This is a genomic window from Alteribacillus sp. YIM 98480 (assembly GCF_009765375.1).
Taxonomy (GTDB): domain Bacteria; phylum Bacillota; class Bacilli; order Bacillales; family Marinococcaceae; genus Alteribacillus.
The window spans coordinates 67,290-92,205 of the sequence record NZ_VTOK01000017.1 but is presented as its reverse complement, the minus strand read 5'-3'; the positions used below and the strand labels follow the sequence as shown (position 1 = coordinate 92,205).

Annotated in this window: 20 protein-coding genes; 2 read left to right on the top strand and 18 right to left on the bottom strand. The window is 41.0% G+C overall.

Features of this window, described 5'->3' with window-relative positions:
- Positions 1-218: 218 nt before the first annotated feature.
- The 6 genes from FZF09_RS18865 to FZF09_RS18840 form a co-directional block, all read right to left on the bottom strand.
- Positions 219-1,175 (bottom strand): PDR/VanB family oxidoreductase, encoded by a 957-nt coding sequence (locus FZF09_RS18865; RefSeq protein ID WP_233269565.1) that lies wholly within the window; start codon positions 1,173-1,175, stop codon positions 219-221.
- Between the two features lie 20 nt (positions 1,176-1,195).
- Complete coding sequence (locus FZF09_RS18860; RefSeq protein WP_158738142.1) at positions 1,196-1,990, bottom strand: dimethylamine monooxygenase subunit DmmA family protein; 795 nt, start codon at positions 1,988-1,990, stop codon at positions 1,196-1,198.
- An 18-nt stretch (positions 1,991-2,008) separates the two neighbouring features.
- Positions 2,009-2,989, bottom strand: a complete 981-nt coding sequence (locus FZF09_RS18855; RefSeq protein WP_158738141.1) for a heme-dependent oxidative N-demethylase family protein — start codon at positions 2,987-2,989, stop codon at positions 2,009-2,011.
- A gap of 120 nt (positions 2,990-3,109) precedes the next feature.
- Positions 3,110-3,403 (bottom strand): hypothetical protein, encoded by a 294-nt coding sequence (locus FZF09_RS18850; RefSeq protein WP_158738140.1) that lies wholly within the window; start codon positions 3,401-3,403, stop codon positions 3,110-3,112.
- Between the two features lie 53 nt (positions 3,404-3,456).
- Positions 3,457-4,788 carry an ammonium transporter gene (locus tag FZF09_RS18845; protein ID WP_158738139.1) on the bottom strand — a complete coding sequence of 444 codons (1,332 nt, stop codon included), beginning with the start codon at positions 4,786-4,788 and terminating at the stop codon, positions 3,457-3,459.
- Between the two features lie 396 nt (positions 4,789-5,184).
- A complete protein-coding gene (locus FZF09_RS18840) occupies positions 5,185-5,937 on the bottom strand; it encodes an IclR family transcriptional regulator (RefSeq protein WP_158738138.1) in 753 nt (250 codons plus the stop codon).
- Positions 5,938-6,218: 281 nt separating this feature from the next.
- Here FZF09_RS18840 and FZF09_RS18835 point away from each other — a divergent pair, with 281 nt between their 5' ends.
- The gene (locus FZF09_RS18835; protein ID WP_158738137.1) at positions 6,219-6,647 is read left to right on the top strand and encodes a gamma-glutamylcyclotransferase family protein; all 429 of its coding nucleotides are present in this window, start codon (positions 6,219-6,221) and stop codon (positions 6,645-6,647) included.
- 71 nt (positions 6,648-6,718) lie between these two features.
- On the opposite strand, the gene FZF09_RS18830 is transcribed toward FZF09_RS18835, so the two are convergent.
- From FZF09_RS18830 to FZF09_RS18810, 5 genes are all read right to left on the bottom strand, one after another.
- On the bottom strand, positions 6,719-7,900 hold the full coding sequence (locus FZF09_RS18830; protein WP_158738136.1) for an iron-containing alcohol dehydrogenase: 1,182 nt from the start codon (positions 7,898-7,900) through the stop codon (positions 6,719-6,721).
- Between the two features lie 23 nt (positions 7,901-7,923).
- Positions 7,924-9,426, bottom strand: a complete 1,503-nt coding sequence (locus FZF09_RS18825; protein ID WP_158738135.1) for a sodium:solute symporter family protein — start codon at positions 9,424-9,426, stop codon at positions 7,924-7,926.
- Positions 9,427-9,533: 107 nt separating this feature from the next.
- Entirely contained in the window at positions 9,534-10,022 is a 489-nt protein-coding gene (locus FZF09_RS18820; RefSeq protein WP_158738134.1) for a hypothetical protein, read from the bottom strand.
- A 10-nt stretch (positions 10,023-10,032) separates the two neighbouring features.
- A complete protein-coding gene (locus FZF09_RS18815) occupies positions 10,033-11,463 on the bottom strand; it encodes an aldehyde dehydrogenase family protein (RefSeq protein ID WP_158738133.1) in 1,431 nt (476 codons plus the stop codon).
- Positions 11,464-11,527: 64 nt separating this feature from the next.
- Entirely contained in the window at positions 11,528-12,523 is a 996-nt protein-coding gene (locus FZF09_RS18810) for a LacI family DNA-binding transcriptional regulator (protein ID WP_158738132.1), read from the bottom strand.
- Between the two features lie 215 nt (positions 12,524-12,738).
- Between FZF09_RS18810 and hisD the strand changes: the two genes are divergently transcribed.
- Positions 12,739-14,016 carry a histidinol dehydrogenase gene (gene hisD / locus FZF09_RS18805; protein WP_158738131.1) on the top strand — a complete coding sequence of 426 codons (1,278 nt, stop codon included), beginning with the start codon at positions 12,739-12,741 and terminating at the stop codon, positions 14,014-14,016.
- A gap of 1,446 nt (positions 14,017-15,462) precedes the next feature.
- Here the strand turns inward: hisD and FZF09_RS18800 are convergent.
- The 7 genes from FZF09_RS18800 to FZF09_RS18770 all read right to left on the bottom strand — a co-directional run bounded on the left by FZF09_RS18800 (position 15,463) and on the right by FZF09_RS18770 (position 24,745).
- Positions 15,463-17,244 carry an L-lactate permease gene (locus FZF09_RS18800; protein WP_158738130.1) on the bottom strand — a complete coding sequence of 594 codons (1,782 nt, stop codon included), beginning with the start codon at positions 17,242-17,244 and terminating at the stop codon, positions 15,463-15,465.
- Positions 17,245-17,418: 174 nt separating this feature from the next.
- On the bottom strand, positions 17,419-18,198 hold the full coding sequence (locus FZF09_RS18795) for a fumarylacetoacetate hydrolase family protein (protein ID WP_158738129.1): 780 nt from the start codon (positions 18,196-18,198) through the stop codon (positions 17,419-17,421).
- A gap of 31 nt (positions 18,199-18,229) precedes the next feature.
- Positions 18,230-19,681, bottom strand: coding sequence for an FAD-binding oxidoreductase (locus tag FZF09_RS18790; protein ID WP_158738128.1), 1,452 nt, complete (start codon positions 19,679-19,681; stop codon positions 18,230-18,232).
- Positions 19,681-21,042 carry a (Fe-S)-binding protein gene (locus FZF09_RS18785; protein ID WP_158738127.1) on the bottom strand — a complete coding sequence of 454 codons (1,362 nt, stop codon included), beginning with the start codon at positions 21,040-21,042 and terminating at the stop codon, positions 19,681-19,683. Before FZF09_RS18785 ends, FZF09_RS18790 begins: the two co-directional genes overlap by 1 nt.
- A 3-nt stretch (positions 21,043-21,045) precedes the next feature.
- The gene (locus tag FZF09_RS18780) at positions 21,046-22,371 is read right to left on the bottom strand and encodes an FAD-binding oxidoreductase (protein WP_158738126.1); all 1,326 of its coding nucleotides are present in this window, start codon (positions 22,369-22,371) and stop codon (positions 21,046-21,048) included.
- Between the two features lie 72 nt (positions 22,372-22,443).
- Complete coding sequence (locus tag FZF09_RS18775) at positions 22,444-23,145, bottom strand: FadR/GntR family transcriptional regulator (RefSeq protein ID WP_158738125.1); 702 nt, start codon at positions 23,143-23,145, stop codon at positions 22,444-22,446.
- Positions 23,146-24,181: 1,036 nt separating this feature from the next.
- On the bottom strand, positions 24,182-24,745 hold the full coding sequence (locus FZF09_RS18770) for an amino acid synthesis family protein (protein WP_158738124.1): 564 nt from the start codon (positions 24,743-24,745) through the stop codon (positions 24,182-24,184).
- Between the last annotated feature and the right edge of the window lie 171 nt (positions 24,746-24,916).

Sequence of the window (24,916 nt, the reverse complement as noted above, 5' to 3'; positions counted from 1 at the left end):
TGACAACGCTGAACTGGCTTGCACAGGAGGTGTTGACTTTTGCGTTGCGACAGGACGTCGCGGTTTTAACAAAAGTTCCTCTTTATCGTGTGCGCCTTAGCGGCTGGGCGCTGGAGCTAGACATTTAAAACGCTAAATATTTATAATTTCTTACCTTTTAAAAAAAGTGTTCCAAAAGCAAAATAACCTTTGGAACACCTTAACATCTATACTATCGATTAAATATCTAACTCAATACTTGGAGAATTCGCCCTAGAAACACAAGTCATCATCACATCTGTGCTCCTTTTTTCTGTTTCTGTAAGAAACAAATCACGATGATCGATTTCTCCTTTTGAGACAAACTGCTGACAGCTTCCGCATCCCCCTATTTTGCAGGAGTACGGTACATCTATCTCATGTGCAAGCAGTGTATCTAAAAGACTTTCCCCTTCCGGTACCTCTAACCACATATTACTTCTTTTTAAATACACTTGAAAAGCATGTTTAGGTCCAGTATCTGGTGCAGAGAAAAGTTCGAAATGAATGTTTGCTTCCGGATAGCCATAGGAAGCTGCAGTATTTGCATATTCTTTAATCATCGCTTCCGGTCCGCAAAAATAAACATGCGTTCCAATTGGTTGATTTTTCATTAACTCGGGGTTCATTCTGTTATTTTCCTTCGAAAAATAAAAATGGGTTTCTTTCTTAAAATGGGAAAGAAGTGTATTGTAAAAGGCACAAGCTTCTTTTGATTTTGCTGCATAGTGAAGTTCAAAAGATTTATCTTGCTTTTTCAACTCTTTCATCATTGCCATAAAAGGGGTAATTCCAATCCCCGCTGCAATAAAAATATGGCGAGAACCTTGAAAGCTGAGTAAAAAATTGTTTTTTGGATAACTGATATCAAGTTGATCTCCTACTTGAACGGATTCATGAAAATAAATAGAGCCTCCTTTTGAGTTTTCTTCTCTTTTCACCGCAATTTTATAATAACCAGGTCTGCCGGGCGTATTTGTTAACGAATAATGACGTTCCATGGTTTGGTCATTATGGCGGAGATACGTAGTAATGTGAGAACCTCCGCTGAATCCAGGCAATGGTTTTGATCCGGCAGGAATAAGTGTAAAGCTCTTCACAAATGGAGACTCCCTTTTTATATCTTTTACCATTACTTTAAGAGGCTGGGCTGTCACAGACGATTCCTCCTTACATGTTATTCTATTTCGATATAACCAAGGTAAGCTTCCAACCTTCTAGAGAAATGATCAGATACATCCAGATCAGCGTGACAATCCGGACAGTTCATGTCTTCTTTTAACTCATTTATGCTGTAGCATTTCACGCAAAACACTTTTTTCTGTTTCGGACCTACACCTTTGCACTGGATCTCTTCCTCTGTAAAACCTTGACTTACGGCAAGTTTTTTTAGTTCTTGAACCACCGGCCATGTGCCTGTTATCGAAAGACTTGTCCCAATGAATTGGCCGCTTAAAATAGAAGAGATATGCGTAGAGGTAAAAGAGGTCATGTACGTGACATTTTCTTGGAGTTGACGGTTAAGATACTGCTTAATCTTGTTATCCGATAGAGAACCAGCTGCATATATCTGTTGTTCGATGTTTTTAGACAATAACAGGTCAATGACGGGAAGAGTGTCAAATAAAGACTGCTCATCGATAAAGGATATCACTTTTTGATCGTTATTCCGTGGAACATAGGCAGGGACATACTCCTCATCTTCCTGCAAATAAAAATTACTACAAGGAAATCGATCCCTTAATAAAGAGCATTCGCTTTTTGATTCATCTAGAAAAAGATAATATTTCTTCCTTCGTTTAGAAATTCTTACATATAATATGGGATGCTCGAACACGTGTCCTTCCCATTTGATTGTCCTGATTTTTCCACAATCTTTACTTAGAACCGCATCATCCATTTTCACTTCCAGCTTGTGTATATGATGTCCTATTTTTTCTTTTCTTAGCAGCTCGCACTTTTTTTCTTCCAATATGAATCCCCCTTTGTATTAGAAGCTGTTTTTTAAATATTGAACAAGATAAGGTTTGTACGAAAGGAAACCTTTATATTCCGCCATGTAATCCGGCAAGTCTTCTAATACATTGCAAAAACGGACTGCCCACTCTTGTTTTTTACAAAGCTCTTCCACAGAAATTAAATGGGTATGAATTCCAAATAGTATCCCATAGCTTCGCGGAAGCCGGAATAGCTTTTGGTCTTCTACTCTTAGATAAACACGCTCACCGGCATTTTCTACCGTTACTTCGTTTGCCTTTGTTCCCCATTCATCAAAAATTTCCGGAAAGGTTGGGAGAACACCATCTACTGTCAATGTCCAATTTAAACGCGTCCATGGTTTTCCTGCTTCCATTCGAAGCAGGAAATTACGGACTTTCTCAGCTAGACCGCTGTCTGAATAATGAGGAACAGGGGAATGAAATTCGGTGTAAGTCATACCAAGATTAAAGGCTATCGACCAATTTGCTGGAAAGCAAAGCTGTCCTGCATCCATATACAAGTCGCCATTCCTGTGGCCAATATATATGAGGTCTTCCTGAACATGACGGCCGATAAAATCCAGCGGTTCATATGGGAGAGTTGATGGGTCCCCCAATGTGAAAGTTTGCTGTTCTTCTAGTAAATAGTTATAAAATGTCCATATATCTCCATCTTTTTCTAATCCAAAATAACCTGGATGCTGTTCAACCATTTCTTCGATTATATTTTCTAAAATTTCCCATTGGCCATCCATAGAATGAGACAATGCTTGATAAGCCCGGTTATGTGTTTTAGCTAAAATGTCTCGTTTACTTTTTACTTCTTCAAAATACTCTGGTGTAATATCAAGAACTAAAGGAGACTCTAAAGCTTTAGAATTATTAGAATAACGATATTTGTCCTCCTTAAATGGAAAAGGAAATCGATCAATTAATGGTTGTGAAGGTATCGCATGAGAGCGAGACGCAGAAGTTAATTCCATATGATACATGCTTTCATTTCCCCTTTACTGCATTAGTTTGGGTAAAAAATAACGTTACCACGTCCATCACGATTCTATTTAAGAAGGGAGCCGCAAAGGCCCCCTTTTACTTAGCCCTCATTATAAAGGCTATAATATCTGCGTTTTTTCTTCACTAACTAAAAGCGACTTTGCATAAGAGGACGCCACAGAAGACGTTGGAGCTGTCTCTGGCTTCCATTCCTGAGCCGCTTCCCTTTCCATAGCAGGGAAAATTTCACTAACCTCTGCAAACGATCGATTTTCATGACGGACCATCGTGGAAATAAACAAGACAAACAGACTTATTGCTGCTAAGAAACTAACTGCTATCCCTAAAGATCCAGGTCCAAATGTAAAATAAGCTTCGGCACCTTCCCAGCTTGTTATTGGGCTTGTATTCATACTTTCCCCACTCCTTTTGTTTTTTTTATTCACTTAACATGACATGCCGTTTGTTATCCTATTTTGTCTGAGCTAGACTTGCTGACAAAGTCTTCTTTCTCCGGGGTAGAAGGTATACCTTCTGGATAAGCAACAGCCGGAACCTCTGTCAAATCAAGTCCCATTCGTTCTGCTTCATAAGGTATTCGCAGCATATTCATTTTTTTCATCATATAAGAAACCCCATAGCCAGGAATAAAACCTAACGCCATAACGACCACCGCGCATATTGCCTGTCCTGCCAATGAAATGTCGGGACCGTTCAGATTAGGATATCCAGATGCGAATATTCCTGTCGCTAAAATGGACCAAATACCTACAAAACCATGAACGGATACAGCTCCAACGGCGTCGTCAATATTTTTCCTTTCTAAAAATGAGCCAATATAAGGAGCGATAAAACCACCAATCACAGCTATTACAAATGCGAGCATTGGATGAAATAGATCCAGCCCGGAAGCGACCGAAATCACTCCTGCCAAACCACCTGAAGCTACCCAGAAAGGCTCTCCTTTTGTTGCGATATAAGAGCCGATAATGCCGCCGGACAGACCCATTAAAGCATTGAATGCAAAGGCAGAAAGATTTGTAGGTGTCCCGTAAATCGTAATCCAGTTTTCACCGGAGATAACAATAATACAGCCTCCTAAAAATCCAAAAAACCCAACAAAGATAAGCATTAACCCTAACATAGACGCTGGCAGATTATGAGGAGAGAGCTTAAGTGGTTTTCCTTTAGCAGCATACTTTCCTAATCTCGGCCCGAGGTTCATTAGAACACCAAGGGCAAAAAAGCCGGCGATAGCATGTACTACACCTGCTGCTCCTACGTCATGGTAGCCAAATTGTGTTAAAAACCAGCCTTCTCCGTGCCATCCCCATGCTCCTGCTAGAATCCACACAACAGATCCAAGCAGTGCAGCAAGGATCACAAACGCACTCATGCGAATTCTTTCAATCACACTCCCAGACAAAATCGAGGCAGTGGTTGCTGCAAATAAGGCAAACGCACCCCAGAATATCCCGCTTTCATGGTCTGCTATATTAGGTCCCATGTTGGCACTCCAGGGAAGGGCAGCCATTGCCAATTCATCAGTTCTTGGAATAAATCCATCTGGAAATGCATTGTAAATCCACCATCCCACTATATAAAAACTTGGTATGACAACGGCCAGTGTCATAAGGTTTTTCATAGCGGAGGCCAGTACATTCTTCACACGAGAAACTCCTACTTCATATGACATAAACCCCGCATGAATGAGAATCATAAACGCAATGCACCACCAATAATATGCTTCCATGCTTGTCAGGCCAATCATTTCTACGGACTGATTAAGTTCTTCCATACACTCCCCCCTCTGTTAAGTCTATTTACATGAATGATGATGTTCCTCACCAAATAAATCCAAAATATTCTGACTAAAGCTCAGAAAATTGTTATATAAACTTTTTCTCTGTACTTTTTTGATCGCTAATACTTTTTTTATTTTGCTTAGCAGATTTTATCATCTTTACTCTTTTCCTCACACTTTTCGTCATTTTCTTATGATACCTCCTCCATTCATTTTTAATGCCCCTTATTTACGGTTGAAACATCGATTAATATTTTCCATATATCACCTCTGCCTCTGCTAATTGATTGGAAGATTAATTTGATTGACTATATATTCTCACAAACAAATACGTAGAAAAACATTATATTCCTGAATATTGAGAAAATTCCATTCTCTTAGGGAGATTATCTAACCTCTTTTCAACCAGCCTAATTCTTCGGATATTTCAACTGCCGCTCGTGTTACAAGTCGAATATTGTTTTTTAATTGTGTTTCTTGAAATCTAGTTTCTGGACCTGCAATGCTTATAGATGCCACCACTTTATTTTCCCAAGAAAAAATAGGGGCAGCAACACTTGCCGTACCTTCTGTCGTTTCACCAAATGAAATCGCAAAACCTTGGTTGTTAATGATAAGAATTTCTTCTTTTAATTTTTTAAGACTTTTTTCTGTCTTATTTTGCATTAACTCCTCTATAATTCTATCTCTTTCCAAAAGATTGAAGAAAGCTAACATCACTTTTTTAGAGGCCCCTACTGAAAGAGGGAGTCTCATCCCTGTCGGCTCTGCTATTTTTAAGAGCTGGGGCGAATCAATACAATCAATAAACACACCTTCATTGTTTTCAGGCACGGTTAAATACACACTCTCTTTTGACAGACCAGCTATTTTTTCCATTACGGGCAGAGCAGCGTTTCGAACCGATAAATTATCTCTTATCGACAAGCCAAGTTCCATTAACGCAAGCCCCAGTCGGAACTTCTTTGTCTCCTTGTTCTTGTACACAAATCCACATTCTGATAAACAGGTTAACAAACGGTGTACTGTCTGAACGGGAAGGTTAAGTCTTCGGCTTATCTCAGTAGCACTCCACTCTTCCTTCTCTTCACTCGGTTTAATCGTTGTTAACAGAGTAATAGACTTGCGAACCACACCTGACATTCTTTTCCCCCCTTATCTGAAAAAATAGAGTTGTCAATACTATGATAAGTGAATGATCTTTTATTTTTAAAAATTCTGTTATATTTATTTACACGCTTTCTTTTCATATGAAAACATTGCCTCATATGATGGAAACATGAAGATATAACTCATATGTTATATTGGATGAAGATGATATTAAGAAATAATACCATTTTTTGTAAGAGGAGCAAAACCACATAGTATGCGGTATTTTTGCTTACAGCTTCCCTAATAGAATCAAAAAGGAGAGAAGAGCAAAAATGAAAAACCTTCCTTTTTTTGTATATGGAACATTACGACATGGACTTCGGAACTATCAAAGCTATTTGCACGGAAAAACAGAAAAAGAGGTTCCTGCCACTACAAAGGGACGAATGGTGTGTGTAGAAAATGGAGCGTTTCCTTGCCTTTTTCCTGAAGGAAATGATGTCATTCAAGGAGAGTTAATGTACATTTCAGATGAAATCTTTCCTGAGGTGCTAAAGGATCTGGACTGGGTCGAAGGGTATGACGAAACGGATCTGGAAAATAGCATGTATGAAAGGAAAATGGTGACTGTCGAAAATAATAACGGAGAAAAAGTAGATGCTTTTATTTATTATTGGAACGTAAACGGCGGGACAGGGCAATACATACCAAGCGGCTGTTGGGTTAAGCATGTATCAGTAGAAAAAGAGAAAACTAATTAACACAGAGAAAATAAAATTAATAAATGGGATGCCCCAAGTAACAACCATCTTGGAGCATCCCTTTATTTGAATTAATTAATCCCAAATGCTAGTTCCCCGTAAAATGCTGCTTTGTATCTATCTCTGATATCGTCAAGCGTATAAGGTTTGGGGCTGCGGGCTAAGAGTCTTGTTTGCTCGATACCGCTTTTGGCCAGCTGCTCTATATCCTTTTCTTTTATACCGAATTTTTCCAAAGTGGATGGAATTCCGACCTCATCGACGATATGCTTCAATTCTTTTACTGCAGCAATAGCTGTTTCACGTTTATTAAGGTTATCAGATTTCACGCCCAGTGCGTCAGCCATTAACACCATTTTATCGATGCAAGCCGGCCAAATATAGTCAAAAATATATGGAAGCAGCACCGCATTTGATTCACCGTGCGGTATTTTAAACAATCCTCCTAATGGATACGCAAGCGCATGAACACCTGCAACACCGGCATTATAAAAGCTCATTCCTGCCGTCATGCTGCCCCATGCCATATTTCTTCTCGCTTCTACGTCTCCCCCATTCCAGACAGCCGTCCGGATATTGGATGAAATTCGTTTAATGGCATCCAAAGCTAAGGCATCGGTAAGCGGAGTAGCGTTTACCGAAATCAGCGCTTCCACGGCGTGAGTAAGCGCATCTACTCCAGTGGAAGCTGTAATCCGTGCCGGCAAAGTGTAGGTGAGCTCTGGGTCGACCACCGCTGCATCAGCAAGTAAGTTTTCGTGCGTAATCGCGTCTTTCGTGTCTTTCAGTGAAAATACTGATATATCGGTCACTTCTGCACCTGTGCCGGATGTTGTAGGAATTAGTATTTTTGGAAGCCCTTTGGATGTGAACTTTTTCGTACCCGTCAGGTTTAAGTAGTCTTCTACTTTCCCGTCATTCTCTTTTAATACAGCAACTGCTTTTGCGATATCTAGTGAACTTCCGCCGCCGATCCCGATTACAAAATCAGCATTAAAATCTTTAACAGCCTGCAGCGCTTTATTTCCTATTTCAAGCGGCGGTTCAGGAACCAGATCTGAATAAATGTTATATTCTAATCCTGCGTTGTTCAGCTGATCTTCTAATTTTTTAACAATTCCAGCATCTATAACACCTGGATCCGCAAATACCATGATTCTTTCTGCTTTATGAGACTGAACGATGGAGGGCACCTCTTGAATGGAACCTTCTCCTGATACAATTTTCATGGGGGAAGCAAAGGTTTTATACATTTATATCACACACTCCTTTTCTATTAACTGCTTGTTTTCACATTAGAACGTGATGGCACATTTTCTGGTTTTGATGTAGCCAGCGTAACGACATACATGACAATCATACTTACTAAAACACCAATCCCGGCTGCTCCAAATGGGTTGGAAAAGTTAAAACCAAACGGTAAATAAACGGTCCAGTAAGTAACTGTACCCGCGAGAAGCGAAGACAAAGCAGCCTTCCTGTTTGCTCTTTCCCAAAGAGATCCGACTACAAGCGGTCCGGCTGTTGCCGCCATAATTCCTCCGATACCAATCCACATAAACACGGCCAAATACTGCGGTGGTGTCCAAGCCAGTACAATAGCAGCAATAATAACGACAAACGTACTGTAACGGCTGATTAAGAGCTCGTTTCTTTCTGCTTTTTCTTTTGTAATGTTCATTCTTGGCACAAACGTTTTTCGATACAAATCATTAGCTAACAATTGTGTAAGAGAAACAATCAATCCGTCTGATGTAGACATAACCGCTGACAACACAGCTACAGCAAAAAAAGCTGCGACAACAGGCGGAAAGATTTCACTAAACAGCACCGGTACAATTTGGTCTGGTGAGATTCCTGCATCGCTGCCTACTACAGCTAGTCCAAGCAAACCGCCAAGTGCCATTAACGGCAGAATCGTTGCAAAAACCGTACAATACATAATAAGTTTTTTAAGGTCACGGCCGGACTTCACTGCCATAAATTTGTTTCCTAAATGAGGAAGAACAGCAAAAGGCAAATGTGCAATAAATAATAGCGCGACAAGCCAGAAAGCTCCATACGTGTTATCTCCTGGCAAAAACAACTGATTCATTGCGCCTTCTGAATTTTCATTTTCAATCGTGGCAAGCATATCGCCAAATCCTCCGTCAACACCTACGCTTCCGATGAAGCAAAAGAACACCACAAGAGCTACAATGACCATTAAAAATCCTTGAATAGCGTCTGTCATAATGTCAGAGTGTGATCCGCCCATGAACACGTAAGTTGCAAGAACGACAGCCGTTATAATGAGACCGGTTTCATAATTGACACCCATCATGGTCTGGAACATCGTAGCTGCGGCAACAAATTGAGAAACAACATAGAAAATTAATAAGATCGATATAATAGTCAGTGCAATACGGAGAAAATCACTTTTATAGCGTTCACCAATAAATTCCGGAATCGTTCTGGTACCAAACTTGTCTCCATATTTTTTGATCACTTTTGCTACAAACAACATCCCAATGACGGTGGCAATCGGGTAAAGCAATGGGTACCACAAACTTGGCGTCCCGATATCATAAGAAAGACCAGGCATGCCCATAAATGTCGAACCACTTGAAATCCCAGCAGCTATAACAAGGGCGACCGCTAACGGTCCATAACTAGAACGTGCTGTTGCAAAGTCATCAGATGTATTTGTTTTTCTCATTCCAATCCAGCCCATAAAAAGCATTAAACCGATAAAAAGGGCCATGAAGATCCATGAGTACATTACAATGGTACTGTTCATCGTTCCAACCTCCTATTCCTCTTCATTTAACAAATTTGTTTTCCACAAAATAAACGCCATACCAATCCAAGTGCTAGATATTAAAACCGCCATAATAACGAGCATATTCATGCTTTTGCTACCTCCTTTTTAATAAATTGATTGATTTCTGGAAATTTTTCTATTCTGTCAGCGGAGTCGGTCATCGGTTCATACAACAAAATTTTCTGTTTTTTGCTCCAGCGTCCGCTTTTTTCAATAAGTTGATAAGGGACATAAATTGCAGAGCTGGATAATTGTTTTATTTTCGGCACGCTCCAAGAACGGGCGTGATGTAGATAGTAACGGCGAACTGTTTCAAACGCCTCATCTATGCACTCCTGTTTATCCATAATCGCTTCCATGACAGCAGCAGCTTCCACTTCTTTTGTGATAAAAGAAGGAAGCTTATCGGCAATGCTGCTGCCGCTTCTCACCCGGTCTGTCATCATCGTTATCTTTTCTTTTCTTTTTCCAAAAATAGAACGATATTCTACGAGCCACTCTGTGGCAAATTGCGGATAATAGACGGAAGTAGATTCTTCTTTGTTATGACAATCAAAAACAGGAAGTTTCATTGCTTTTCACCTACCCTTTGTAGTTGAGGCTGATCATTTTGAGTTCTGTCATTTCTTCGATCGCATACTTTACACCTTCTCTTCCGTAACCAGAGTCTTTTACGCCGCCATATGGCATGTGGTCAAATCGCAAGGTTGGCACGTCATTAATAAGCACTTGTCCGACTTCGAGCTGATGTGCCATATTCATAGCTTGAGATAAGTTATTGCTAAAGACCCCAGCATTTAAGCCGTAGCGGCTGTCGTTCATCTGCTCAAGCGCTTCAGAGGCATTTTTTACTTTATTGATCAGTACAACCGGGCCGAAAACTTCATTGCATGAAATTTTTTCGTTTCGATCTACATTCGCAAGTACAGTTGGAAGAACTCCATTTCCTTTCCCTTCCCCGCCGGTTAACACTTCTGCTCCATTGGCTTTCGCTTCAGCAATCCAATCGAGTACACGCTGCTGTGATTTTTTATTAATTAAACTAGAAACAACTGTACTCTCTTCCGCAGGATCGCCGAACACTATTTTTTTTGTTTTTGCCGCAAGGGCTTGTTTAAAAGATTCAAAGATTGATTCGTGAACATAAATGCGCTGTGTGCTCAAGCAAACCTGGCCGTTATAAGCAAAAGCTCCAGCAGCTGCTTTGCTTGCTATATCATCTAACTGATCCGCGCAGCTTTCATCCACATACATAGCTGCATTGCTGCCAAGCTCAAGTGTTACTCGTTTCAATCCAGCCTGACTTTTTATAAGCTTACCGACTTCTGGACTTCCGGTAAAAGAGATTTTTTTCACTCTTTCATCCTGATTCATTACCTCTCCAAGTGCCGGTCCGTCTCCAGGGATAACGGCGATTGCACCTTTTGGCAGACCAGACTGTGTTAAAATCTCTGCTAATAAGATGCTTGAAAGCGGCGTTTGTTCAGCTGGTTTAATAACGACGGTGTTGCCTGCTGCGACGGCTGGTCCAATTTTATGTGTTGTTAAATTTAAAGGAAAATTAAATGGAGTAATAGCACCAATCACCCCGAGCGGTTCATGGATCGTAAAAGCATCTCTACTTTCTCCACCTTCGGCTGCATCAAGAGACAAGTATTCTCCGTTTAATCGTTTTGCTTCTTCTCCTGAAAAACGAAGCGTCTGGATTGTGCGGTTGACTTCCCCTCTTGCAGCTTTAATCGGTTTGCTCGCCTCTTTTGAAATAATTTGAGCGGCTTCTTCCTGTCTTTCTAGTAATCTATCGGCAGCTTCAAACAAAATGTCGGCTCGCTGCTTCGATGTCAACGCTTTCATTTCTGCAAAAGTATAATGCGCTGTTGAAATAGCTTCTTTCATATCTCCCTGTGTGCCTTCCGTAATATCGGCAATCTTTTCTTCTGTATGCGGATGATACAATGGGTACGTATTATTTGTTGTTTTTTCCTCTCCATTTAGAAATAACCCTTTAATCATAATGCCCTCCCTGTTTTACTTGTGAATACGTATTCAAAAATCCGAAAAAGAAAGACCGTGCTTTTTACAACTTGCACGTTGTCTTTCGCTTATACAAAATCGGATCCATCGTCGTGCGGACCTGCTCTTTAGGATCATTACTGTCTTCTATCAACTCAATCAAATGCTCTATTCCCAGCCTGCCCAGATTCTTGTCGGTCTTATGCCCAATGGTAGTTAACTCGAAGGAATGGTGACGAGCCATTCTTACATTATCCATGCCGCAAATGCTAACGTCTTCCGGTATGCCATAGCCAAGTTCTTTAAGCGTGTCAATCGCAAAAATGGCTATGGCGTCGGTCGCGGCAAATATAGCAGTTGGTTTATGCTTTCGCCCCATCATTTTCAGGACAGCTTCGCGGACCGCATCCTCACTCGTATCTGTTTCATGGATAAGCGCCTGGTCTAAAACAGTACGTTTTTCGACCTCTTTGCAAAAGCCGATGTACCTGCCGTAGAAAGTAGACGTGTACAAAGGTCCGCCTATATAACCGATTTTTTCATGCCCCAAATCTATGAGGTGATCAGCCGCCGTCTTCCCTGCTTTTTCATTATCAATTTCTACAAAATTACCGCCCTTGTTGTGTTTTCTGTTAAACATTACAAATGGTATATTTAACGATTGCAGCTCTTCATAAATAGGATCATCCATAAAAATAGAAGATAAAATAAGACCATCAAGCTGCATCGATAACACCGATTCATATACGGACATATTATCGCCCATATTTTCAAAAAACACATTCATTTTATAACCCTTTTCATTTGCATAGTTAACAATAGAAGTTGTAGTTTCCACAAAAAAAGGGTTGTGTAAGGGGCCAGAAATTAAAGCAAGTGTTTTCGTTTGTTTGCTGACTAGTGATCTCGCGATAGAATTAGGGCGGTAGTTCAGGTCTTTCATTGCCTTTGTAACTTTTTCGATGTTGTCTTTGCTTACACTCGGTGAATCATTTAACACCCTGGAAACAGTTGATTGAGACACTCCTGCTCGTTTTGCTACATCTTTTGATGAAACCATAACAGCTCCTTTAAATCAAATTGAATGCGTATTCAAATGTTTATGTAAATCATATTAATTTTTCATTCTATTTTTGTCAAGCTTAAAACCAGGTTGTGTTCTACTTTTTTAAAATTTTTCAATAAACCATTTACTTTTGTATCCGCTTGCATTTATAATATGCTCATGAATACGTATTCACAGATATTGTGAAATAACATAAGGAGTGAACACACATGGCTGTTTTTTTAAAAAAAGGAAAAAGTGAAGAAGAAATACAAGAAGCAGATGCGAAAGTACAAGACGCCGTCAAAAACATCATTGAAGATGTAGAAAACCGAGGAGACGTGGCAATCCGCGAACTATCAGACCGATTTGACAAATGGACGCCGGACAGCTTCCTTCTATCTGAATCTGAAATTGAAAGTATTGTAGCTTCCGTGCCAGATAAAGTGATTGAAGATATAAAGTTTGCACAAGAACAAATTAGAAACTTTGCTGAACATCAAAAAGAATCTATTCAAGATATTGAAGTAGAAACAAGACCAGGAGTTATTCTCGGACATAAAAACATCCCCGTTAACAGTGTAGGCTGTTACATTCCGGGTGGGCGCTACCCAATGGTGGCTTCTTCTCATATGAGTATATTGACTGCAAAAGTAGCTGGTGTAGAACGGGTCATTGCTTGCACACCTCCTTCTCAAGGGGAAATTCCAGCAGCAACTGTCGCAGCCATGCATTTAGCCGGTGCAGATGAAATCTACATTCTTGGCGGGGTTCAAGCCATGACTGCAATGGCTGTCGGCACAGAAACCATTGATCCGGTTGATATGATTGTCGGGCCTGGCAACCCGTTTGTTGCTGAAGCAAAACGCCAGCTGTTTGGCCGCGTCGGCATTGATTTATTTGCCGGTCCAACCGAAACGCTCGTTATCGCTGACGAATCTGCAGACGTAGAAATGGTCGCAACTGATATTTTAGGACAGGCTGAACATGGACCAACCTCACCTGGAGCGTTAATTACAACTTCTAAAGAACTTGCCGAATCACTCGAAGACGAGATTTCCCGTCAGCTGGAATCACTGTCCACTGCTGATATAGCCGAAGCAGCTTGGCGTGACAACGGTTCTATTATTCTAGTAGACAGCCTAGAAGAAGCTGTAACTGAAGCTGATAAATTGGCATATGAACATGTAGAAGTCATTACGGAAGATCCTGATTACTTCCTTAAAAATCTATCAAACTATGGCGCACTGTTTTTAGGACCAGAAACAAACGTAGCGTACGGCGATAAAGTCATTGGTACAAACCACACCCTGCCAACGAAAAAAGCTGCACGCTACACTGGCGGTCTTTGGGTCGGTAAGTTTCTTAAAAACTGCACGTACCAAAAAGCAACCAAAGAAGCGAGCGCTGAGATTGGGCAGTATGCTGAACGCCTTTGCGAACTTGAAGGGTTTATGGGCCATAAAGAACAAGCCTCGCTTCGTGTAAGACGATACAGCAGCAATTAAGTTGGACTTGCGAAAGAGACATGAAGGGCAATTTTTCACCCTCATGTCTCTTTTATAACTAGTATTTTTCTTATCAATTAGCAAGAATCTAAAACAAGCCTTCGAATATCTGAATTTGTTCACCTGAAGGATAGGTATGAAAGATTTTCCCATGAAAAATAGGAAGGAAATAGAATGTGGTGAAGAAAAATGATACAGGTTAACACTTGCAGCCCTAGTAAAAGGCCGGCTCCAAGAACATATCAACGTCCCAAAAAGAAGTCATTATTCAAGTGGAATCTCTTCGAACGGTAGAAGAAATGAGAGAATTGAAATCAGCCATTAAGCGCGAAAATAAAGCCAAATCCAAACGTGAAGACCTTAACATAAGAAAAGCGCAAGCGCCTTAAAAGAAGGAAGTTCGGCTACGAGCGTCACGTCCTGTGACAACGCCGAACTGACTCCCATCCTGGGAGCCCGCGACAGGTTCTGGAGCTTTCGCGCAGGGTCGCCTGCGGCCCGGAGTCGAAAGGGAAGACATCAGACGTCCAGCTCATTTTAATGAACTTCTACTAAGATCACACACGTCGACGCATAGGATGTGCTAATGGCGCCAATGCCACAGGACGTGGCGTTTTTGGCGACGAGTGTGCAACGTAGAAGTCACCACATCGTGTGGCAGGACGTCCTGTGCCAACCTGAACCGGCTTACACAGGAGGTGTTGACTTTTGCGTTGCGACAGGACGTTTGCGGTTTTAGCAAAAGTTCCTCTTTATCGTGTGCGCCTGAGCGGCTGGGCGCTGAAGCTAGACATCAAAAACGCCAACTATTTATAATTTCTTACCTTTTAAAAAATGACCCCGGGAGTACCGGAGTCCGCTGCTATTATTTATTAATTTTCGTGTTGAAAAATAAGTGATTGAAAAAATAATATTTAGGGGCAACATTTCTATATTAAGATTACTTTCTATTTTCTTCTAAGATTTTGTCGGCCTGTTTTCTTAATTCAGCGACTTCGTCCATAATTTCAAACAAATGGGAGAAAAAACGTTTCATTTCATTACCTCCTTTAATGTGGAGTACCTTTATTATGAACCTTTATTTTCCACTTCTCAAAACGGAAATAATGAAATGAAAACGAAAACATTCATTATGTAAGCGTTAATCATTCGCGAATATCTTCTTCATTCTCCTTTTTCCAAAACCAACTTCATCCATTTGTTTAGATAAAAACGTCAGCACCTCTTTTAACCGTGAAGAAATCTTAATCTAGCACCAAACCTTTAGGTAAAGACGATTGCCTAGTTCGCACTAGTACTGATTTCTTCAAAGTTCGGACGACGTCCATGTTAAAATTTTATATTTTCCTATCGGTGTTAGAAAAACTCGGCTTATCGCAATCCTTTTGGTTTCTTAAAGTAACAAAAAAGACACAAGCCCCGTAACAGAACTTGTGCCCTTCTTGTTTACATTCCGACTGTTTTATCTTGTTTTGGAATAACAGGAGCTCGTTTGTTATTCGTTGCGATAATATAGCATGCAGCAAAAGCTATAGCTAGCACGATAAAAGAACCGAGGTTGAGAATCCCTTTTTCACCAAACCAAACAATGGAGTAGCCAAGCGCACCGGTAAACAGGGCATAGTACAGGAATGGAAAGATGGTTTTTCGGATAATGGCCCCTTCTTTTCCAACCAGTCCAACCACCGCACAAGCTGCAACAACGTTATGCACACAAATCATGTTTCCGGCCGCCCCACCAACAGCTTGCAATGCAACGATCCAGGTAGAATCTACGCCGATTCGAGAGCCTACATCAAACTGGAACAAAGAAAACATCATGTTACTTACCGTATTACTTCCAGCGATAAATGCACCCATACCTCCGATGAACGTTCCAAATAACGGCCAAAATTCTCCTGCTACCGAAGCAACCGCTCCTGCTAATTCAACCGGCATACTGTCAAATCCTGAAGCGCCACCTCCGGAATTTAAGAAAACTTGCACCATAGGAACTGTGAAGATTAAGGCAGCAGATGCAGCAATCATTGTTTTAGCAGAATGCGACCATGCTTTTTTATAGGAATTCCCATTCATGCCGTGAATGAAAAAGGTAATGAGAGAAACAACGATAAATACGGTTCCCGGAGAGAACAATGGTTCAAAACCTGCTGAAATTTCCGTTCCAAAAAGATTTTGCATTCCTAGTGTCCAAGAACTGAGCCACTCATTAAATGGTAACGCTTCCAACCTTGTGATTACAAGAAACACGCCAATTAACAAATACGGTGTCCAGGCGCGCACCATATTCATGTTTCCGCTTTTGTGAGCAATGTTTTTAATTTCAATAGTGCCAATCCACTCTGGGTTCCATTTTGATTTGTCTTCAAAATCCCATGTCTCTTCTTTTGACGGCATAAGAAATCCTTTTTTCGCCGCTGTTACAACGATAGCCAAACCGACGAGCCCGCCAATCATAGATGGAAACTCAGGTCCAAGGACATTCGCAACAATCACATAAGGAATCGTCATCGAAACCGAAGCAAAAAGGGCAAACTTCCACATTTTAATGCCTTCTGCAAATGATTTATTTTTTCCAAAAAACCTGGTCATCAAGGCTACCATAAAAAGTGGAATCAGCATACCAGCTACAGCATGAAGAATAGCTACTTTTCCTGCAATATCTGTAGTAAGTGCCAGGAAATTGCTTGTAATGGAAGCATCAGCAGCTAACCCTTCCTGTACACCGACAAGCATAGGCGTCCCCGCTGCCCCAAATGATACAGGAGTACTTTGGATAACCATACCTGCTACAACTGCTGCCATAGCAGGAAATCCTAATCCTACCAATAAAGGGACCGCTACAGCAGCCGGGGTCCCAAAGCCGGCTGAACCTTCAATAAATGAACCAAATAACCAGGCGATAATAATAACCTGCACACGCCGGTCAGGCGAAATATCTGTAAATCCCTGACGAATTGTTTTAAGCCCCCCACTTTCTTGCAAGGTGTTTAAAAGTAAAATTGCTCCAAAAATGATATACAACAGAGAAACTGCCGTAACAAGACCATTTACAGACGCCGCTGCTACTGTTGAACCCGGCACGCCCCAAACAAACAGTGCCAAAATAACAGCTACGACAAAAGAAATCGGCATAGCTTTACTTGCAGGCCAGCGCAGCCCTACGAGAAACACAGCTACTACAATAATTGGTAAAAGAGATAAAAAGGCCAGCATCCCAGTACTCATGTTCTTTTCCCCTCTTTCCTTTTTCATAATATTTTGTTTTCTATTTATATAAAATAATCCGTCATATGCGGGGGATTGACTAATTATGACGAATTATTGTTTAGAAAAACAGGAAAAAGGTCGCGCCGATTCACAGGTAACGCAACTTTGCAAACCGGCCGCGATCTTTGCTTATTATATAGAGGCTGCGCTTCGTTTCGCTTTCACAAAGCTGTTTCTTAATACACCAATTTCTTTGATCTCACATTCAATTGTACTTCCTTTCCCTGTCATTTCAGCACCGACAGGGCTTCCCGTCAAAATCACATCACCTTTTTTTAAAGTCATGACACTAGATAAGTATGAAATCATTTCCCGAATAGGAACGATCATTAAATCTGTCGAACTGTTTTGTTTTTCTACACTATCTAGCTTGGATTTTACGTTGACGTTTAATGGATCAAGATCAGTCTCGATGAAAGGCCCTAGCGGCGTGAATGTATCAAATGATTTCCCTACCATCCAATGACCATCCTTGTGGAAAAATTGCGGAGCTGTAACATCGTTTCCAACTGTATAGCCAAACACGTAATCTAAAGCATCGTCTTTTGCCACGTTTTTCGTATCTTTTCCAATCACAACAGCAAGCTCCGACTCAAATTTCACTTCTTCAATACCGTCTGGAATAACTATTTCTGCCTCCGGTCCAACTACCGAAGAGGTTGGTTTAAAGAAAAATACAGGGATTTCAGGTAATATGTCCGGACGGTCTTCTGCCTTTGTCACAAAGTTTGCCCCAATTCCAATAATTTGGTTTGGCTCGATAGGAGCAAGCAATTCCACGTCGTTTTGAGAATACGTGCGCCCTGTATAGCTCCAGTTCCCAAAAATATCTCCTTCAATTTCTTTGATCCCTTCTTCTGCTGCTACACCGTTAAGGATGTCTGATTCTACGGCAAACCTAGTAAATTTCATGATCATTTTCCTTTCTTTTTGCAGTATTTTATTACTCCGCTGCTTTTAGTTCTTTTTTCACTTCAGCACAGCGTCCTGGCGAAGGAAACAGCTTTCCTGCGTTTAATAAATAGTGCGGATTGAATACTTCTCGAATGTCGGTCTGCGCTTCAATTTCTTTGTCCGAAAATACAAAGCGCATTTCTTCTCGTTTTTCAATACCTACTCCGTGTTCGCCGGTAATCGAGCCGCCTGCATCGGCACATGCCTGCAAGCATGCACTGCCTGCTTCTAATGCTTTATCGGTCTGGCCGGGTATTCTCGAGTCAAAAAGAATAAGGGGATGCAAGTTTCCATCGCCGGCATGGAAGATATTTGCGATCCGCAGTCCGCTTTCTTTACTGATTTCCCCAATTCTCTTGAGCACTTCCGGCAGTGTACTTCTCGGAATAACGCCGTCCTGAACAAGATAATCCGGAGAAATTGTTCCCATCGCTCCAAATCCAGTTTTCCGGTTTGCCCACCATTTTGCTCTCTCCTCATCATCTTGGGCCACCTTAACAGAGCGGACATTTCGTTTTTTGCAAACATCCAAAATCTCGTTAATCTGTTCATTTATACCAGCTGAAATACCATCCACTTCAATCAGGAGCAGCGCTTCAATATCTTTTGGATGTCCAACCGGAAAAGCAGCAGACTCCACCCCTTCAATCGCGATTTTATCCATCATTTCAAGAGCAGCCGGTACTATACCTGCCGATACGATATCAGATACAGCCTGACTTCCATCGGCTACATCATCAAAATAAGCCAGCACCGTTTGTTTTTCTTCCGGGTTTTTTAAAATCCGTACCGTTATTTTCGTAACAATGCCTAAGGTCCCCTCTGAGCCCGTTAAAATACCGAGCAAGTCATAGCCTGGTGCATCCGGAATACCGTCATGGCCGATTTCCATAATCTTTCCGGTTGGAGTTACAACCTCAAGCCCCAATATATGGTTTGTTGTAACGCCGTACTTCAGGCAGTGTGCGCCCCCTGCATTCTCTGCAACATTACCGCCTATCGTACAGCAATACTGGCTTGATGGATCGGGTGCGTAATAATAACCCTTATCCGAAATAGAGTTCGTCAATTTCAAGTTCACATAGCCAGGTTCTACGACAGCTCGCCGATTTTCAAGATCCACGCTTAACAATCGCTTCATTTTAACGAGACTTATAATGACTTCCCCATTTAACGGGATTGCTCCCCCGCTTAGTCCCGTACCTGCTCCTCTTGCAAGAAAAGGAAGATCATTGTCCGAGCAGTATTTCACAACCTCTGCCACTTCTTCAGTATTCGTTGGAAATACTACTGCTTTTGGCATATGGCTATGAATCGTAAATCCATCCGATTCATAGGAAATCAATTCTTCTTTATGAAAAAGAATTTCTTTTGGCCCCACAATAGCTGCTAATTTTTTTATATGCTTGTCATGCGTTTTTAATCCTTTTTTTCGCAGCATCAGGTCTGCCCCCTTTGCTTATCTTCTTTTTGATAAGCCCAATCTAAAAGCTGAATCGTATGGACAACTTTTTCATTCCTTCCATACTTCTCAACACCCATGGCCATTTGCAGCATACAGCCGGGATTACCCATGGAGATCATTTCGACTTCTTCTGGTACGTTTTCCATTTTACTTTCCAGTACACCATCTGCCATTTCCGGATTGGTAATGTTATAGATTCCTGCACTGCCGCAGCAGCGGTCTGCATTTGGCATCTGTACCATTTCGACTCCTGGTATATCAAGCAGAATATCACGCGGTTCCTGACGCACTCCCTGTCCGTGCGCTAAGTGGCAGGCGTCATGATAGGTCAGTTTTGTGTTTATTTCTGCTTTTGGCTTTTCATAACCGCTGTCATGAAGATATTTAGAAACGTCCACGACTTTATCGGCAAATTTTTCTGCCCGCTCACGCCATTCGATTTCTTCTTCGCGGAACAATTCAGGGTACTCGGTTAACATACAGCCGCAGCCGGCTGCATTGGCAACAACTGTGTCTGCGTCTTCAAAGGCTTCTATATTTTGCTTGGCGAGCTTTCTTCCCATGTCACGGTCACCGGCATGCACGTGAAGAGCTCCGCAGCAAGTTTGTTTTTTAGGAATAGCAACATCGTTTCCGTTCCGAGTTAATACATTCACTGTGGAATCATTAATGTCACTAAACATGACATCCATGACACAGCCAGTTAAAAAAGCAACTTCATTTTTTGTTTCCCCTTTTGCTTTAACGACTTCTTCCTTGTGATATTTTTTCCGTACAGACTGTTTTACTTCCAGCATCACCGTTTCCATCGTTGCCAAATGCTCTGGCATCATTTTTAAAAGGCCTGTTTTACGTACAGCAGTCTGTATACCGCTCTTTTGATACAATTTTAATAGATTACCAGCGGATTGAAGACGCCCGGGGTGCGGGAAAAGTCTATGAAGGAAAAACTTACTAACCGCTCCTCTCCAGCCTGTTAATGGCATAGCCTGGCGAATTTGTCCGCGTGCTTCCTCAATTAAACCACCAACATCAACATCAGCCGGGCACGCAGTGGTACACGCTTTACAATCTAAACAAGCAAATACCGGGTCCATAAACTGTTCGTTTACTTCAAGCTTTCCATCCGCAACGGATTTAATTAAATGGACGCGTCCGCGCGGGGAATGCTGCTCTTGTCCGGTCAATTCATAAGTTGGACAGGCCTCTAAACACATGCCACAGTGCACACAATCAGCCCATTTATCTTCATCTGGTTTATCTTTCCACAAATAATTGCTTAAACTTTCGCTAGTACATGGCGGCTCTTGAACGACATCTTTTTCTTTCATACTCATCTTCTATAACCCTCCTACGTAGCGCTTAGGATTAAGTGTTTTTTTCGGGTCAATTTTTGTCTTGATGCCTTCTAGTAAAAAGAAATAGGAAGGCTTTCCCCCCCACACATCTATGACCTGACGCAGCGCCAGCGGTAAGTGTTTTATCACCGCATAACCGTTTAATTGCTTCACCGTTTTACGTAGCGAATCAATAGCTTTGATGATATCGTCCTGCGCTCCTTGCAAATGAACCTGACATAATCCATGTCCTAATCCTCCGTGCGCATGAACCGAAACATTATGCGCATCTTCTAACCAATCGCTTTCCTTCAAGATTTGGATAACATCAAGGTTTTTCACTCCTACCTTAACCACAGCTTCTGCCGCCAGCCCGTTTTGTTCTCTTTGTCCATTTGGAAACAAATAATTAAAGCGCTTCCAAAATTCTTTTGCTTCTTGCTGGGCGAGAATGGTCATTTGTGAAGCTCCGGATTTCATATTTTTCACAAACTCTTCTTGGTAGTGAACAGAGCTTTCTACGTCTTCAAAAGCAATGGCCAGCGTTAAGACTTTTTGCCCGGTCAGTTTTTCAGCAAGCTCTGGATTTAACAGCTCCATAGAAACAGGCTCCATCATCGAATCAAGGAATTGTACGGCAAACGAACGTATCTCTTCTTTGCTTTCTTTTTCAAATGTCAAAAGCATTAAGCTCTCGTACTTTGGGAGAGGCCTTAACTTTAAAACAATTTCCGTTACTACTCCAAGTGTCCCCATTGAACCGACAAAAAGCTTATTCATATCATAACCTGCAACATTTTTTACCACTTTTCCGCCAGAGCGAATAATTTCTCCATTCGGATACGCCATTCTTAAGCCAATGACATGGTCTCTCGCCGACCCGTAACCAAGTCGTTTAGGGCCGCTGTCGTTTGCAGCAATAACTCCGCCAATCGTAGCTTCTTCAGGATGAGATGGGTCAAGTGAAATTTTTTGATTATGTGTAGAAAGGTAGTCTTGCAGTTCTTGAAAAGGGGTGCCTGGTTTTACAGTAATCGTCATATCGCCAACCGTATGTTCAATAATCCCTTTATAATCAGAAAGCGACAATAGAATGTCAGCCTTGTTTTCCGTTCCGCCAAAGCCTCGCTTCGTTCCATTCCCAGCTATATTCATCTTTTTATTATTTTCATTCGCGTAATGAAGAACCGCCGCAATATCGTTTTCTGTTTTTGGAGAAATTATAATGTCGCCGTCATTTCCAAAAAACTGATTTGGCGACGATTTTTCTTCTACATGTGAATCTGGCAACATTGATGTCAAGTCGCTTATTAAATCAGATATGATCATTGTGACATCCCCTTATAATCGTTGTCTGTTAAGCAACGAAGTTTCTAATATTGTCGAAAAAAAGGAAAACCTTTATTCCATTGTCGAGGTTTCTCCTAAAAATCCTTCCTGCAACAGCTCTTCCACGAGATCTAAATGATTGATCATTGCCCGCTTTGCCTTGCCAGCGTCTCCTGCTTTAATAGCTTCAAACAAATATAGGTGCTGTTTCATTATGCGTTCCACCGTTTCCTTGTTTTCACGGATTTGACAATGGAAATCTTTCATTGCTTGCTTCATCGTTGCTGAAATATATTCCATCAGCTGGATAAGTATCATATTACCTGTTGCCTTTGTAATGGTTATATGAAAATGGTAATCGGATTCCCACCCATCTAAAGGATCATTGAGAATGCCTTCTAAAACCCTTATATCTTCTTCCGAGCGGTGAAGTGCCGCCGCTTCTGCCGTTCCAGTTTCCAGAATTTTGCGCACTTGAAACAGTTCCCTAATATTTTTCGTCGCAGCATGCAATGCGGTCTGGTTAAAAAGCTTCGCTGAGTCAAACTCACAAATGAATGCTCCTTCTCCTTGTTTCATATAAACGGCGCCTTTGCCATTAAGAGTAAGAAGGGCGTCCCGTACAGCAGACCTTCCAACATCTAATAATTCGCACAACTCCCGAATCGAAGGCAGCTTTTCTCCTGGCTGGAATGTGCCATCTTCAATCATATTCTCAATCTGTTCAGCCACTAATGCAGAGACCTTTTTCTTTGAAATCTTCTCTATATTCACCTGCACACCACCTTCCGTAAAGAGGTGTATTTTACTGATCAATGATCTGATGTGTGATCATCTATAACTATATTAAACCATTCCTTTAAAGCGTTTTCAATATTTTTTTAAAATTTACTCAAGTCAATGCAACAATTAAATAAATCAGCTCATCGTCATATAAAGGTAACCTCCGAATATACAATTTGTTTTAGCAGGATCGTTTATTTTTCTAATCATCACAAAGCGCAAAAAATCCTTTTTCCCCTGTGATAAGGATGGTGATTTTTTCATTTCATAAATAGCGGCTGGCGGTTTCCTTTTATTTCTAATACTATCCGATTTTGCTGACATACTCGCCGTTCCTTTCGAAATACTATCCAAAAACGTCCTTTTACTCGCCAATCCCCTTGTCCGACGTAGAACAAAAAACCATGTGAAGTTTACTCACATACTTACAGACAAACACACACATTCGCATTATCATTAGTACTAACAAATCATTTGGGAGGGAACAACATGGAAGATCAATTTAAAAACCCTGGTTTACTATCAATGATGAAATTGACTTTTGTTGTACTCTTTCAATAAAGGGACGGACAGAAAAAGGGTGCCCCTAAAAGTGTTTATCACTTTTATCAGGGCACCCTTTTGCGCACTCTACGGTGTATGAAATAAATATAGTAAAATAGAAAGAAGTCCCCTCTATTTCAAATATTTATAGCAACCAAGAAGAAGTTAGAATCTATTGTTACTATTAATTAATAAATAAAAAATAGGATAACTTCTCCCGGTCGCTTATTAGCCCCCCCTAACATGTTGGACACAAAATATTACTTTACATGAAAAAGTTAAGCATGATAGGCTACTGTCCCTCGGCAAATCGTACTAGTTCTTTCTTAAAACTTGCCTTTTTGCCGTTACTTCATTCTTAACCGATACCCATGTCAAGCGAATCTAGATCCTTTACGGAGGCCAAACAAAGGGGTTAATTCAGTCGATTCAAATTTATTCCCTCGTTTCATAAGTTTGCTTGAAAAGGTTCTGATACCAAACCTTATGTGTTTTTATCATCCTGCAAATCTCCAATCCTTGCATGGGCTCGACCTGCGTCAGCTGCTGCAAACATGACAACAATCTCATCAGCCAATGGTGCATCTGGCACTCGAACTTCAAAGGTTTGATGATGAGAACGAATCGTTGCATCTGTCTTATGTTTTATCGCTAAGTCAATCGATGCCCCAGTGGCTCCTCTTTTTTCTGCAGAGGGCAACAAGCTTTTCCCGTTCACTATATTTCTCATAGGGTTTCCAAATTTCAAATTATGAATGATAGCTGAACCATGTTCTATTTCTCCCGCAGTTCCTACTAATGCCCCTTTACCGTATGCCTCAACTTGTCCTCCTATCAACTCAACTACATCTTTTGCTAACAGCTCCCCAAGTACATGACAATGCGAATCAATGAACTCTTTTAAATCATGTTGAAAGGGCTTATTTGCATATGGATTTTTGATTACTGCTATGGCAGTTGCTATTTTTAAGGGCTTATGTAATGATTCATTCCCTTCTTTTAATATTTTTTCCGTATAAGAAGCTATTTTACGAATATTAACCTCCATAATGTGTTGTCTCCTTTCCCTTTCCTATTGTTAAAAAAGTATAAAATTTCACAGGTCGATAATATAAGAAAAATGTTAGGGTTTCGTCATAAGGACTAGATGATAAACAAATTCTAGAAACTTATAATTTGAGGTACCCTCTTTTTTCATATTTCTATATAACAAAGCAAT